Origin of the sequence: Chryseobacterium luquanense (assembly GCF_026460945.1) — a bacterium.
Lineage (GTDB): Bacteria > Bacteroidota > Bacteroidia > Flavobacteriales > Weeksellaceae > Chryseobacterium > Chryseobacterium luquanense.
Map to the genome: position 1 here is coordinate 185,104 of NZ_JAOVZV010000003.1, position 13,753 is coordinate 198,856.

12 protein-coding genes and 3 tRNA genes are annotated in these 13,753 nt (G+C 33.5%); 3 read left to right on the forward strand and 12 right to left on the reverse strand.

Annotated features, from left to right (window positions below):
* Positions 1-34: 34 nt before the first annotated feature.
* The 5 genes from porL to OEA66_RS05130 all read right to left on the reverse strand — a co-directional run bounded on the left by porL (position 35) and on the right by OEA66_RS05130 (position 6,601).
* Positions 35-727, reverse strand: coding sequence for a type IX secretion system motor protein PorL/GldL (gene porL / locus OEA66_RS05110; protein ID WP_267265442.1), 693 nt, complete (start codon positions 725-727; stop codon positions 35-37).
* Positions 728-786: 59 nt separating this feature from the next.
* A complete protein-coding gene (gene porK, locus OEA66_RS05115) occupies positions 787-2,202 on the reverse strand; it encodes a T9SS ring complex lipoprotein PorK/GldK (protein WP_267280372.1) in 1,416 nt (471 codons plus the stop codon).
* A 108-nt stretch (positions 2,203-2,310) separates the two neighbouring features.
* Complete coding sequence (gene glmS / locus OEA66_RS05120) at positions 2,311-4,164, reverse strand: glutamine--fructose-6-phosphate transaminase (isomerizing) (protein ID WP_267280373.1); 1,854 nt, start codon at positions 4,162-4,164, stop codon at positions 2,311-2,313.
* A 38-nt stretch (positions 4,165-4,202) separates the two neighbouring features.
* The gene (locus OEA66_RS05125; protein WP_267280374.1) at positions 4,203-5,819 is read right to left on the reverse strand and encodes a DUF4270 family protein; all 1,617 of its coding nucleotides are present in this window, start codon (positions 5,817-5,819) and stop codon (positions 4,203-4,205) included.
* 11 nt (positions 5,820-5,830) lie between these two features.
* The gene (locus tag OEA66_RS05130; protein ID WP_267280375.1) at positions 5,831-6,601 is read right to left on the reverse strand and encodes a glycogen/starch synthase; all 771 of its coding nucleotides are present in this window, start codon (positions 6,599-6,601) and stop codon (positions 5,831-5,833) included.
* Between the two features lie 168 nt (positions 6,602-6,769).
* Here OEA66_RS05130 and panC point away from each other — a divergent pair, with 168 nt between their 5' ends.
* Entirely contained in the window at positions 6,770-7,618 is an 849-nt protein-coding gene (gene panC / locus OEA66_RS05135; RefSeq protein ID WP_267280376.1) for a pantoate--beta-alanine ligase, read from the forward strand.
* A gap of 90 nt (positions 7,619-7,708) precedes the next feature.
* On the opposite strand, the gene OEA66_RS05140 is transcribed toward panC, so the two are convergent.
* The 3 genes from OEA66_RS05140 to OEA66_RS05150 form a co-directional block, all read right to left on the reverse strand.
* Positions 7,709-7,781, reverse strand: a tRNA-Lys gene (locus OEA66_RS05140).
* Positions 7,782-7,862: 81 nt separating this feature from the next.
* A tRNA-Leu gene (locus tag OEA66_RS05145) sits at positions 7,863-7,945 on the reverse strand.
* 34 nt (positions 7,946-7,979) lie between these two features.
* Positions 7,980-8,052 (reverse strand) — tRNA-Lys (locus OEA66_RS05150).
* A gap of 116 nt (positions 8,053-8,168) precedes the next feature.
* Here OEA66_RS05150 and OEA66_RS05155 point away from each other — a divergent pair.
* Positions 8,169-8,684 carry a shikimate kinase gene (locus OEA66_RS05155; RefSeq protein WP_267280377.1) on the forward strand — a complete coding sequence of 172 codons (516 nt, stop codon included), beginning with the start codon at positions 8,169-8,171 and terminating at the stop codon, positions 8,682-8,684.
* A gap of 16 nt (positions 8,685-8,700) precedes the next feature.
* On the opposite strand, the gene OEA66_RS05160 is transcribed toward OEA66_RS05155, so the two are convergent.
* Entirely contained in the window at positions 8,701-9,138 is a 438-nt protein-coding gene (locus OEA66_RS05160; protein ID WP_267280378.1) for an Hsp15 family ribosome-associated heat shock protein, read from the reverse strand.
* Positions 9,139-9,192: 54 nt separating this feature from the next.
* Here OEA66_RS05160 and OEA66_RS05165 point away from each other — a divergent pair, with 54 nt between their 5' ends.
* Positions 9,193-9,927, forward strand: a complete 735-nt coding sequence (locus tag OEA66_RS05165) for a hypothetical protein (protein WP_267280379.1) — start codon at positions 9,193-9,195, stop codon at positions 9,925-9,927.
* Between the two features lie 64 nt (positions 9,928-9,991).
* Here the strand turns inward: OEA66_RS05165 and OEA66_RS05170 are convergent, their stop codons facing one another.
* From OEA66_RS05170 to OEA66_RS05180, 3 genes are all read right to left on the reverse strand, one after another.
* Positions 9,992-11,494 (reverse strand): FMN-binding glutamate synthase family protein, encoded by a 1,503-nt coding sequence (locus OEA66_RS05170; protein WP_267280380.1) that lies wholly within the window; start codon positions 11,492-11,494, stop codon positions 9,992-9,994.
* 57 nt (positions 11,495-11,551) lie between these two features.
* Positions 11,552-12,898 (reverse strand): tRNA (N(6)-L-threonylcarbamoyladenosine(37)-C(2))-methylthiotransferase MtaB, encoded by a 1,347-nt coding sequence (gene mtaB / locus OEA66_RS05175; RefSeq protein ID WP_267280381.1) that lies wholly within the window; start codon positions 12,896-12,898, stop codon positions 11,552-11,554.
* A 299-nt stretch (positions 12,899-13,197) separates the two neighbouring features.
* Positions 13,198-13,713 carry a DUF1572 family protein gene (locus OEA66_RS05180; protein WP_267280382.1) on the reverse strand — a complete coding sequence of 172 codons (516 nt, stop codon included), beginning with the start codon at positions 13,711-13,713 and terminating at the stop codon, positions 13,198-13,200.
* Positions 13,714-13,753 lie beyond the last annotated feature (40 nt).

A 13,753-nucleotide genomic window follows, 5' to 3' on the forward strand; every position in this document is an offset into this window, starting at 1 on the left:
TTTCTTTAGTTTTTGATTAAATTAATGGTTAGGATTATGACTTCATAGCAGTTAACATACCACCGTAAACTCTGTTTAAGCTGTTTAAGTTAGTTGTTAAACCTTGTAATTCTTGATTAAATTTCTCAGACTGCTCTGCTGATTTTTGCATATCGTCAACATATTTCTTAGCGAAATCTGACTGTTTTTGACCGTTCTCTAGTTGCATTGCATAAAGAGCATTCATGCTTTCCATGTGAGTCGCAGCTTTATTTAACTGATCGTTATATTTGTGCGTAGAAGCAGAAACGTCAACAGTTTGGTTAATTTGATCTACAGAGTTTGAAAACTTATCGATACCTGTTCTTAATCTGTCGAACAATTGTACATCAAGTTTAGCATCCTGAAGCATTTTGTCTAACTTAGTTGAAAGAGAGTTCTCTAATTCAGCAAACTGAGCGCCAGTGTTCTTTGCAGAGATATTTGAATGTAGAGGATTTGGATTTGCATGCTTATCCAATAATTCAGGATAAACATTTTCCCAATGGTAAGACTCTTCAGCAGCTGGAGGGTCAAACGCGAAAATAATAAAGATAATTGCCTCAGTTACAAGCCCTACTGTAAGAGCGATGTTACCGTTAATTGGTCCCAAGGTAATGTGAGTAATTTTAAGCCAAGCTCCAAGAATTACAATTGCAGCACCGAATGAATAGAAGAAATTCATCCAAGCATCTTTAGTCTTAAACATATAAGTTAGTTTTTTTTAAGTTTTAAAATAAATTAATATTGAAATAGTTTCAGGAATTTCTATCTGTTAACTCTTTTTACTTTAACAGCAGCTTCAGGAATATCTTGTACAGTTCTGAAACCAATGTAACTTCTTGCAGAATCTTTGCTTTCCCAATCTCTTGCACCGTTCATCAACATATAACCAACATCTTTCCAAGAACCACCTCTCACAGATTTTTTATTATCTGCTTTAGCTGTAATAGAAGGATTCAAAGTTGAAGAGAAGCCGTATGCAGAATTGTTATATCCTGAAACAGTCCACTCAGAAACGTTACCTGCCATATCAAACAATCCAAAACCATTCTTTTTGAATTTTTTTACAGGAGCAGTGTAAGTATAAGTTCCTTTTACTTCATCTTCCATGTAGCTACCTCTTTTTGGTTTGAAGTTAGCTAAATAACAACCTCTGTCATCCATTAAATAAGGACCTCCCCAAGGATAATCAGCATTTTCTTTACCTCCTCTTGCAGCATATTCCCATTCCATTTCATTAGGAAGACGGAATTCTAAAGGTCTTTGTTGTCTTCTTTTTAAGCTTTCGTTATAATCAGACTTCAATTTAGATCTGAAATTACAGTATGCTCTTGCCTGATCCCAAGTTACCCCTACAACAGGATAATCTTTGTAAGCTTTATGCCAGAAATACTGCTCAAACAATGGCTCGTTATAAGTAAAGTGGAAATCATTTACCCAAACTGTTGTATCAGGATAAATTGCAATACTTTCGCTTCTCAAGAAGTTTACACCTCTTTCATTATCAGCGATAGCAGCCTGCATATCTCCCCACTTATAATTGTATTTTAATTTACTTACGTCAATAAGTCTTTCGCTACCTACTCTAGAAGAAGCCGGTAAATACATAGATTCTAACACTTCAGCATATTCTACATCCGGATATTTAGATGTACTCCAATGTAATGGAATTTTCCAGTCTAATCTTTTGCTTGCATCAAAACCATCATCTCTTCCTCCTGCGCCTTCAAGATATTCCTGATACGGTGTAAGATTTTCTTCTTTTTTAGCTAAGTAAGCGTAATCACCAATACTTTGACCTCTACCTTTACCATCACCACCTTCTCCGGCAGCTTCAGCAAGCATAGTTCTAGCAATAGAATCTCTTACATAATTAATGAAAACCCTGTATTCTGCATTAGTAGTTTCTGCTTCATCCATAAAGAAAGGAGCTACAGTTACCGTTTTCAAAGGTGCAGTTTCGCCATTATTGGTAAATGATTCACCGGCCATACCCGCAATAAACGAACCGCCAGGAATTGCTACCATACCATAAGGTCTTTGTGCAACAAATGATTTTGTTTTTTCTCTAGGTATCAATTCTCCTTTTGTTCCTGGCTTCCCTACAGAAGAAGATCCACCACCTGAACAAGATACCGATGCTACCGACGCAGACAATAATAAAAGAAATATCCTTTTCATGTTAATTTTTATAATTAAGCCGTAAATATATAATTTTTTTAAGAAACTTTTAAGATTTTTTTTAGAATAACGAAAAAAATCTAAACTTATTTTATTTCCAAGTACTTTTTACTCTACAGTTACAGATTTTGCAAGATTTCTTGGCTGATCGACATTCGCTCCTCTGTACACTGCTATATAATAAGCCAATAACTGTAAAGGTACTGAAGCAACTATTGGAGAGAAACATTCTGAAGTTTCAGGAATTTCAATCACATAATCTGCCATTTCACTCACTTGTTTATCACCTTTATTTACCACAGCGACAACTTTTCCTTTTCTAGCTTTAATTTCCTGAACATTACTTACAATCTTATCATAATGTCCTTTTTTAGGGGCAATGATAACGATTGGCATGTTTTCGTCAATTAGAGCAATTGGACCATGCTTCATTTCTGCTGCAGGATAACCTTCTGCATGAATATATGAGATTTCTTTTAGTTTAAGTGCTCCCTCCAAAGCTGCAGGATAATTGTAACCTCTTCCTAAATAAAGGAAATTGGTTGCTTGGATGAAATCTTTAGCAATATGCTGAGTAAGCTCATGAGTAGCTTCTAAAACTTCTTCAATTTTTTTAGGAATAGCATCTAATTCAGAAATAAGACTCATGAATTCAGCATTTCCCAAATTACCATTGTGTTTACCTAATTTTAACGCAATTAGAGAAAGAATAGTTAATTGAGCTGTAAATGCTTTTGTAGAAGCAACACCAATCTCTGGTCCTGCATGAGTATAAGATCCTGCATCTGTAATTCTTGCAATAGAAGAATCTACCACATTACATATACCATATATAAATGCTCCTTTTTCTTTAGCCAGTTTTAGAGCAGCCATAGTATCTGCAGTTTCTCCTGATTGAGAAATTGCGATAACAACGTCTTTATCTGTTATAATAGGGTTTCTATATCTAAATTCTGAAGCATATTCTACTTCAACAGGAATTCTAGCAAATTCTTCAATTAAATATTCACCAATTAAACCTGCGTGCCAAGAAGTTCCACAAGCAATGATGATGATTCTGTTGGCATTTTTGAATTTTTCGATATGATCCCAAATTCCCGCCATCTTAATTACGCCTTCATTTACAATAAGTCTTCCTCTCATTGTATCGTGAATAGATTTTGGCTGTTCGAAAATTTCTTTAAGCATAAAATGCTCATAACCACCTTTTTCTATTTGCTCTAGGCTTAATTTAAGTTCCTGAATTTCAGGAATAATTTTAGAGTTATCTGTAATTGTTCTGATATCGACACCTCCTTCTAAAGAAATTGTAGCCATATGACCTTCTTCAAGATAAATAGCTTCTTTTGTAAATTCCACGAAAGGTGAGGCATCAGATGCGATGAAATATTCTTTTTCACCGATACCGATTGCTAAAGGAGAACCTAATCTTGCAACAACTAAAATCCCTGGATAATCCTCATGCATAACAGTAATTGCGTAAGCTCCATAAACTTCATTTAATGCATATCTTACAGCTGTAGGGAAATCTGTTTCAGAATTTAAATCTGTAAAATACTGAATTAGATTAACTAAAACTTCAGTATCAGTCTCAGATTTAAATGAAAACCCTTTTTCGGTAAGCATTGTTTTAATAGTATCATAGTTTTCTATAATACCGTTGTGAACAATAGCAACTTTACCATTATTTGAAACATGTGGATGTGAGTTTCTATCACTTGGAACACCGTGAGTCGCCCAACGAGTATGTCCCATACCTATTTTCGCAGTTCCTTTTAAATTACTGGCAATATTAACTAGGTCATCTACTTTTCCTTTAGTTTTTTCAACACTAAAGCTGTTGGTTTCATTCTCCAACACAATTCCGGCACTGTCGTAACCTCTGTATTCTAATCTTCTAAGACCATTGATAACAATATCATAGGCATCTTGAAAACCTGTATAACCAACTATTCCGCACATAATTTAATCAAGTGTTTTTTTAAGTATTTTTTAGTTTTTTATTTTTTTGTTCCGTAAGTTACTCTCAGTTTTATTTCATTGGGAGTAACAGTTGTATCATCATCTGCATTTGTAGGATCTGAACCAACAAATACTGTTCTTAAAGGTGAAAATGATCTTGACGTATAAGCATATCCAGCTAAAGCACCAGAAGAATTTGGTAAAAATTGAGAAAGGTCAATTTTAAAATATCTATTACTATAATCAACATTAGTAGTAGATTCTACGATATCTTTAAGAGATTGTGTTACAGTAAAATCATAATAAGCAGGATTTTTATCTACATCATAAGCTCTTACAGGAATAAACGCAGCTCCCAATGAAGTATAATCTGTTGTGTAAGCTGTTGTAGGTTTTCCTTCCGCATCTTTATCCCTTTGTACGATTGTAAAATCTGAACTAGATGGTTTTGGATAAGCATTTGACCATTGAGATTTATCTGTGTAAATTCTGATTTTAGCACTGATAATAGCAGCTTTATTAGTTTGATACAATTCTTTAAGCTTATTAATTGTAGCAACCGGGAATTTTACACCAATTGAGTTCCCTCCCATTCCTTGAGCATAAAGTTTCAAATCTCCTGTCGTAGTGTTTCCATTAGCATAGGTTTGAATTGCAGCTCCTGCTCTATCATATTCATAGTAACCAGAGTGCATATTTGATGCTTTTAAATCAAAAGCGTATTTCGTCTGAGGTCTTGTAGTTACACCATTAGCATCGACTAAATCATTCTTGTAATACATGATTAATTCCATATCATTTGGATAAATTTGGAATAAATAACCATCACTATTAGTTACAGAAACTTTTAATCCTCTGAAATGTCTGATAAAGTTTGAAACATCATTCAGTTCGGGCTGTCCTTTTTTATTAATAATTTTAGATTGAAAAACCGTATTTGACAATTTAATTCTTACAGCAGGCGATGCAGAAGTAAACAACGCTGAATTATCAGAATCTTTAGTAATTGTTACAGAACTTACATTACCATCTGTAATTTCTTTTGAACCTAGAACAGGAGTGTATGTTTCAAATTTCTTATTAGAATACACGATATCATTAAAGCCATTCATAAAATCTGATACTTCATGTACTTCAAGCGTTAAGCTTTTTTTAGCTTTTCCATATTTTGTAATAGGATATGTGCTAACTACTTTTTTTGCATCTATATTTCCATCAGGATAAATATAATTCTCATCTGTTGTAGTTGCTTTAAGTGAATCTGCACGATAAACAGGCTTAACAACCAAAACTACAGAATCTACAATCGCATTAGTCCCGAAATCAGGATTATAAGTCGCCAATCTTACCTGAGTAAAATAAGAAGCTCTCTGCATTCCAAATTGGCTCTCATTAAATGCTCCTAAAACTGCTCTAGAAGATGTAGAGCTTGAACTTATTAAATCCAAAAGCTTAAAAGCATCTGTTCTTATGGAATCGTTATTTTTGATATTATAAGCAATAAGATCATAAGAAGATTCATTTCCATTTGCGGCACCGTCTAAAAATAATTGTTCACCCAAAGAATCTGGTTCCGGCTCACAATTATAAACTAATGCACCACCCAAAACCATTACAGAAAGGATAGTGAAAATTTTTCTAATATTATAAATCATCAAAATGTATATTAATATAGTTTACTGATAGATTCTACATCCAAATATTCAGACTTTGAAGTAGAAGTTTCATTAAATGCTTTGTCAAGCTCACCATTCAGGAACTCGTCACCTTTCACAACATCGTCAACGTAATTCATACTTTCAATCACGAAACTTTCGAAGCTAGGATTGTTTAACGCATTTAAATCTGAAATATTATCAAATTTCAATTTCTCACCTACATTTCCAGCTAAAGGAGCATCCTTTTCATTATATAATGAAAGAACAATTTTAGCATCTTTGAAGTAAGTATCAGATTTGTAGTAAGTTTTAAGATAAATAGGCACAAACGAAGACATCCATCCATTCAAATGAATAACATCCGGAACCCAGTTTAGTTTTTTAATCGTTTCAATCACACCACGTGCAAAGAAGATTGCTCTTTCGTCGTTATCTTCATACGCTACTCCTTCATCATCAAAATAATATTGTTTTCTTTTAAAATATTCTTCGTTATCGATGAAATAAACCTGAAGTCTTTCCCCCGGTAAAGAAGCAACTTTAATAATTAAAGGCTGATCTAAATCGTTAATAATAATATTCATTCCCGAAAGGCGAATCACCTCATGAAGCTGAAATTTCCTTTCACTTATCTGTCCAAATCGTGGCATAAAAACTCTTACATCATTGCCTTCTTGGTGCATTTTAAGTGCCATTTTGTTTACCACCGCTGCTAAATTCGTGTCTTCCTGATAAGGGTACATCTCTGTGGTAATGTACAGTATTTTCTGATTGGGCATATAATTTTTATATAATTTTAAATAATGCTTTAATTTGCAAAATTACGAAAAAACATTCAACATTATTCTAATTAACATTTTTTTACGATAGTTATTGATATTAATGTATTAAAACCAAAAATGAATTCTTTAATATTTAGTATTTTTGAATTGTTATTAAAATAAACTATGGAAGTTCTAAAAAATAAAAAAACGCTACAAGATTTCATTGAAAGACAGAAAGAAATGGGCAAAAAGATAGGTTTTGCACCTACAATGGGTGCTCTGCATAATGGACACCTTTCTCTATATGAAGCAGCGAGGAAAGAAAACGACTTGGTCATTTCTTCAATTTTTGTTAATCCCACACAGTTTAACAATGCTGAAGATTTAGAAAAATATCCAAGAGACACCGATCGAGACATCTCAATTCTTGAAAACTCAGGTTTGGTTGATGCAGTTTATCTTCCGCAAGTTGAAGATATTTATCCAGAAAAAACGGAAAGTCAACGCTACGATTATGATGGATTGGAAAATGAAATGGAAGGAAAATCAAGACCTGGACATTTTGATGGTGTAGGAACCGTGGTTGAAGAACTTTTCAGGCAGGTAAAACCCGACAATGCTTATTTTGGTGAAAAAGATTTTCAGCAATTAGCTATTATAAAAAAAATGGTCGAGAAAAAACAGCTTCTTATTAATATAAAAGGAGTTGATATTTACAGAGCAGAAAACGGCTTAGCTTTAAGCTCAAGAAATCAACGTCTGTCTGAGCAAAGAAGAGATGATTCTAAAATTATTTTTGAAACATTAATTAAAGTTAAAGATTGGTTTAAAAGCATTTCTATTTCTGAAATAAAAGAAAAAGTAAGTGAAATTTTCGCTAATCAGGAAAATATGGAATTAGAATATTTTTTAATTGCTGATGAAAACACTTTAAAAGAAATCGTCAAAAAAGAAGACGAAAATTCGTACAGAGCATTTATCGTAGTTAATGTAGACGGAGTACGATTAATAGACAATATGCATTTGGACTGAGATAAAAAATCAAAGGCTTCCGTAGGGAAGCCTTTGAACACCAAATCACAAAATATTAATATGAAAAAAATTTACTTTTCAGTAAACTTGTGACCCGGCTGGGATTCGAACCCAGGACCCATACATTAAAAGTGTATTGCTCTACCAGCTGAGCTACCGAGTCGGTCACATCAAATTAACGACGACAAATATAAAATTATTTTTATATAATATCAATAATTAATCAAATATTTTTTTTCTGCAGTGCCTGCGACTGGACTCGAACCAGCACATCCTTAGGAAACCACCCCCTCAAGATGGCGTGTCTACCAATTTCACCACGCAGGCAAAAAAATTACAAATCTGTAAGATTTTTTGCTAGTGACCCGGCTGGGATTCGAACCCAGGACCCATACATTAAAAGTGTATTGCTCTACCAGCTGAGCTACCGAGTCGGTCACTTTATTATCAAGTTTTCATCGTAAGTAATGTCCCTTGTTTTTAGTGGTGCAAAGATAGGACTTTTTTCATTATCTCAAAACTTTTTCGCAAATTTGTTTAAAATAAATTCATGATAATTTCACTAGTCGGATACATGGGAAGTGGCAAATCTCACATTTCCAAAATATTAAGCGATAAAATAAATTTCAAATTAATTGACCTAGATAAAGAAATTTCCAGGCGAAATAAATTGACAATCCCCGAAATCTTCGAGAGAAAGGGAGAAATTTATTTTAGAAAGCTGGAAAGAGAAACTTTGGAGGAAATCTTAGCCACTCAGGAAAACATCGTTTTGAGCCTGGGAGGAGGAACTCCGGCTTATTATAACAATATGGAAATTATTAATAATAGTTCAAAGAGCGTTTTTTTGAGAGCCTCAATTTCAACTTTAGCAGAAAGAATTTCGAAACAAAAAGAAAAAAGACCTTTAATCGCAAACATTTCTGATGAAGATTTGCCTGAATTTATTGCAAAACATTTATTTGAACGAAATAATTTTTACGGAAAAGCTCAATTCAGCATCAATACAGACAATAAAAATCCTGAAGACATCATCACAGAAATAACAGAAAAGCTCTATCTCTAGAGCTTTCTGTTTTAAATTAATCTTCTTTTTCAGAATCACTTCCGTCTTCACCAAAGAAATCATCCCAATCTGTAAAATCTGCGGTGACATCGTTTCCAACATAATCATCCATATCTCGTCTGTCTTTTTTGGTAGGTCTTCCTTCTCCTCTATTTCTGTAATATTCCTGAGACATTTTGCGCATCATTAATTGCTCATACTGATCTTTATCGGTAACATCTTTTATATGAAGCGGAACCAATTTAGCTCCTACTCTACTTTTAGGAATTTGAATTACTTTAATTTTATACTCAATTTGGTTTTTACGAATTTTAATAACATCTCCTTCTTTCACTTCTTTTGAGGACTTCACAACCGATGCACCGATAGAAACTCTGTTCTTTTTTATTTCATCCGCAGACACCGATCTTGTTTTATAAAAACGAATACTCCACAAAAATTTATCTATTCTCATAATTTTTTATACTTTTGTCGTTATATTATTTGTAAAGTAATTAAAGTTTTTTAAATGAAAAAAATATTTTTGTATATCCTTGCAGGATCATTGTGTTTCGCAGCTTGTAAAAAGGATGATGAAGTGGAAACTTTCGTAGAACCGGAAGATATCAATGTAAGAAACTCTTATGATGAGCAGGCTATTCAGAAATTTATGGATAACAACTACTTAGATTCCAAAGGAAATATTAAAGCTTTCAGCAGCACAGATACTTCTGATGATAATGAAAAAAAGCTTTCTCAGCTAAGCCCAGTTACACTGCCTTCCGGAGTTATTTATATTAAAAGAGACGGAGCTCAACCTAATCCTGGAGTAGCAATAAATACAGATTCAAGCTCACTTACTACAGCTAGTCTTATTAAAACAATGATGAGAGCTAATTATTATCTAGCAACAGAAACAGATGGAAATGTATCTTTAAATCCTTACGGAAGTCTACTTAACACCCTTGACGGAAGCGGATCTCCTTATACGGACCCCACATTTTATTACGCTAAAAAAAATATCGTTACAGATGCGAAACCGCGTAGTTATTATGAAATTCCGGGATTAAAAGAAGGATTAAAATATTTCAATGGATTTCAAAATCTTCCAAATAGCGATTTACCTAATTTACAAGGTGTAATTATCGTTCCTTCGAAAGCTGCTTTTGCAAGAAATGAAAATTATTACGGACTTAAAAACATAACCTTTATTTTTAATTTCCAGATTTATCACACAGAAACGAGACCTGCAGATCAACAATAATCTCAATCAAAAAAAATAATAAAAACGGCTTCAAAATATTTTGAAGCCGTTTTTTATTTTCCGTTTATCTCACATTTCCTAAAATATCAGGGAAATATTTATCTGAAAGATGCTCAAACTCATCACCTCTCATAAACATAGATGCATCAACTTCTTCATAAGAACTTCTTCCTGCTGCAGCAATTAATTCATTACAAGTATGCAAAGTATTTTTGTGGAAATGATAAACTCTTTCTGCTTTATCAGTAACATCCAATCCTTTAATCAACATTTTATCCTGCGTTGCAACTCCGGTCGGACAGTTGTTATTATTACATCTCAATGCCTGAATACAGCCTAAAGCAAACATAAATCCTCTCGCATTGTTACACATGTCTGCTCCCATTGCGACAGCTCTCAAGATATCTAAACTCGTCAGAACTTTTCCGCTTGCAATTACTCTTAATTTATCTCTTAAATTATAATTTTTCAGCGTTCTGTTGACAAAAATCAAAGCGGGTTCTAAAGGCATTCCTACTCCATCTGAAAATTCCGGTGGAGCAGCTCCAGTTCCACCTTCCGCTCCATCAATTGTAATAAAATCAGGATAGATTTTCAAAACATTCATCTGAACACAAATATCTTCAAACTCTTTGGTATCACCAATGCATAATTTAAATCCAACAGGTTTTCCACCTGAAAGTTCTCTTAATTGTTTGACAAAATTTAATAATCCTGCAGCATTTGAAAAAGAAGAATGAGAAGGCGGAGAAATAATCGTAAGACCTGGCTGTACGTGACGAATTTTAGCAATTTCCGGGGTGTTCTTCACTCCTGGCAAAACACCGCCATGTCCGGGTTTTGCACCTTGAGATAATTTAATTTCAATTAATTTCACATTAGGAAGCGTAGAATATTTTTTAAATAATTCAGGATTAAATTTCCCTTCTTCATCTCTGCAACCAAAATATCCAGTTCCGATTTGCCAGCAAAGATCGCCTCCTTCCAAATGATGCGGTGAAATTCCACCTTCTCCTGTATTATGATAAAAATTTCCTTTTTTTGCTCCTTTATTTAAAGAAATCTGAGCTCTGTCACTTAATGCTCCAAAACTCATTGCCGAAATATTGAATAATGAAGCATGATAAGGCTGCGTACACTGTTCGCCTCCAACCCAAACTCTTGGAAGTTCTTCTTTTGGAGATTTAGCATAAATAGAATGCTTGATTCCTTCATATTTTCTATGATTGACTTCCAATTGAGTTCCGAAAGGAACAGTATCACTTAAATTTTTTGCTCTTCTGTAAACCGCCGAACGTTGATTTCTCGGAAAAGGTTTCCCATCCGTTTCTCTTTCGATAAAATATTGTTGCATTTCAGGAGAAATTCCCTCAAAAAAATATCTGAAATACCCTAAAACGGGGAAGTTCCTTAAAATCGCGTGTTTAGTTTGATAGGCATTGTAAACACCTAAAATATAAATGGCTGCCAAAAGTGTTGGAATCCAATAGTGTGCTTTGATTAGTAGTGACACTGCAAAGGTAGCCAATACCAATACAATTCCCCAAGATAAAAACTTATCTCTCATAAGAATGTAGATTTAAAAATGTTAAAGAATAAATTTAGTTGAAATTTAGCAGAAAGACTATGCTTTCGCTAAAAAACTTTCGTAGGAAGAGTGCACAGAAACCGTGCCATCTGACAGGATTTTTTCTAATTTTAAGAATTCAATTTGATTAACGAAAGATTGGTCAAAATCTTTTTGCACTCTCACATAATTTTCTGTGAAACCAAACATCTTTCCGTCTTTATTTTCGTGTTCCCAAAGTACAGGAAGTGTTTTCCCAAGCTGAGTTTGATAAAATGCCATCTTTTTCTTTTCAGATAAAATTCTAAGCATTTTGTTACGCTTTTTTCTTTCAGGAATCGGAACAATTCCATCCATTCCGACAGCTTCGGTATTTTCTCTTTCAGAATAGGTGAAAACATGTAGATAACTGATTGGAAGTTCATTTAGAAAATTAAAAGTTTCCATGAACAATTCTTCAGTCTCTCCTGGAAAACCGACAATTACATCTACACCAATTGCCGCATCAGGCATTACTTCTCGAATTTTATTAACTCTATCGTTGTATAATTTTGTTAAATAACGACGTTTCATTTTTTTCAATAAATCATCGCTTCCCGATTGTAAAGGAATGTGAAAATGCGGAACAAAACTTTTGCTCTTAGAAACTAGTTCGATGCTTTCATCTTTCAATAGATTCGGCTCGATCGATGAAATACGAATTCTTTCGATGCCTTCAACTTCATTTAACTCTGAAATTAAATCTAAGAAAGTATGTTCGTGTCTTTTGTTACCAAACTCTCCTTTACCATAATCACCGATATTTACCCCAGTTAAAACAATTTCTTTAATGTCTTTTGCCGCAATTTCTTTAGCATTTTTAATGACATTTTCGATAGTATCTGAACGAGAAATTCCTCTAGCCAAAGGAATCGTACAGTAGGTACATTTGTAATCACACCCATCCTGAACTTTTAAGAAAGCTCTGGTTCTGTCACCAATTGAATAACTTCCAATGAAAAAATCTGTTTCTTCAATTTCACATGAATGTACAATCCCTTCGCTTTCAGATTTTTCCAAATCATCAAGATAACTTAGAATATTGAATTTTTCTTTGGCTCCTAAAACCAAATCAACACCAGAGATTTGTGAAATTTCTTCAGGTTTCAACTGTGCATAACATCCAACAATCACCACCAAACCCTCAGGATTGGCTTTCATTGCTCGTTTTACGTGAAGTTTGCACTCACGGTCTGCATTTTCTGTAACCGAACAAGTATTAATTACATAAACATCTGCTTTATCATCAAAACTTACCTTATTATAACCAGCATCTGTTAATTGACGGGCAATAGTGGATGTTTCCGCAAAATTTAATTTGCAGCCAAGGGTATGAAATGCGGCAGTTCTATGAAAGTGAGACATTTATTGTTCCTGAATTTTGTGGGTGCAAAGATAATCAATTTAATATGAATAGTAAATCGATTGAATCTATTGTTTGTATTCGTCACGAATTTCCGGACTGTTTTGATAGCAAACCGGAGACAAAGGATTAATTTCAACTTGATTATTTTTTTGCAAATCTGATATTACTTTATCATAATTCATCTTGTAAGGAAGTTGGGAAATAAATTGACAAGCGGAATGAAAATCTGTGATATTCCTTTCTAAAAAGCAATCAGAGACAATTTTTTTATTCTTTATTAAAAATTTTTCACGATAACTTATCTAAATTTATCTTTCATTTCAAAATTAAAATCATCAGATTTATCCCTCGCAATGGAAAGTGTTTTCCAATCATTATTTTTAATCATTTTAGCGATAAAAACAATTTGCCCGATATGATAAGGATAATGGGCCAACTGACGAAAAACCGCATCAATTACTGAATGAGGTTCGTTTCTGATGTAAATTATTGAATATAAATTTTCATCATTAATTTCGTTTAAAGCATCAAAAAGACACTTCCAGCCTTTTTCCCAATAATCTAAAACCTCAGCTTTTGTTTTGAAAGTATTGGTAAATTCTTCGTCACGGTTTCGCCAGGATTTTTCACCGTCTTCTGTTAAAAAATTCCTCCATCTCGACAACATATTTCCTGCAATATGCTTTACAATAATTGCAATTGAATTGCTTTCTTCGTTAAATTGCCAGAAAATCTGTTCGTCTGAAAGCCGCTCAAATGATTTGTCACCAAGCATTTTGTAGTACTCGAAACGTTTTATAAATAAATCTTGCATTTTAGTTAATTTAAAACCAATTTAGCATTTTTCACGTATA

What these genes read in the sequence shown, in the direction of transcription:
- porL (WP_267265442.1), bottom strand. Translation starts at nt 727, where the DNA reads ATGTTTAAGACTAAAGATGCTTGGATGAATTTCTTCTATTCATTCGGT.
- porK (WP_267280372.1), bottom strand. Translation starts at nt 2,202, where the DNA reads ATGAAAAGGATATTTCTTTTATTATTGTCTGCGTCGGTAGCATCGGTA.
- glmS (WP_267280373.1), bottom strand. Translation starts at nt 4,164, where the DNA reads ATGTGCGGAATAGTTGGTTATACAGGTTTTCAAGATGCCTATGATATT.
- OEA66_RS05125 (WP_267280374.1), bottom strand. Translation starts at nt 5,819, where the DNA reads ATGATTTATAATATTAGAAAAATTTTCACTATCCTTTCTGTAATGGTT.
- OEA66_RS05130 (WP_267280375.1), bottom strand. Translation starts at nt 6,601, where the DNA reads ATGCCCAATCAGAAAATACTGTACATTACCACAGAGATGTACCCTTAT.
- panC (WP_267280376.1), top strand. Translation starts at nt 6,770, where the DNA reads ATGGAAGTTCTAAAAAATAAAAAAACGCTACAAGATTTCATTGAAAGA.
- OEA66_RS05155 (WP_267280377.1), top strand. Translation starts at nt 8,169, where the DNA reads ATGATAATTTCACTAGTCGGATACATGGGAAGTGGCAAATCTCACATT.
- OEA66_RS05160 (WP_267280378.1), bottom strand. Translation starts at nt 9,138, where the DNA reads ATGAGAATAGATAAATTTTTGTGGAGTATTCGTTTTTATAAAACAAGA.
- OEA66_RS05165 (WP_267280379.1), top strand. Translation starts at nt 9,193, where the DNA reads ATGAAAAAAATATTTTTGTATATCCTTGCAGGATCATTGTGTTTCGCA.
- OEA66_RS05170 (WP_267280380.1), bottom strand. Translation starts at nt 11,494, where the DNA reads ATGAGAGATAAGTTTTTATCTTGGGGAATTGTATTGGTATTGGCTACC.
- mtaB (WP_267280381.1), bottom strand. Translation starts at nt 12,898, where the DNA reads ATGTCTCACTTTCATAGAACTGCCGCATTTCATACCCTTGGCTGCAAA.
- OEA66_RS05180 (WP_267280382.1), bottom strand. Translation starts at nt 13,713, where the DNA reads ATGCAAGATTTATTTATAAAACGTTTCGAGTACTACAAAATGCTTGGT.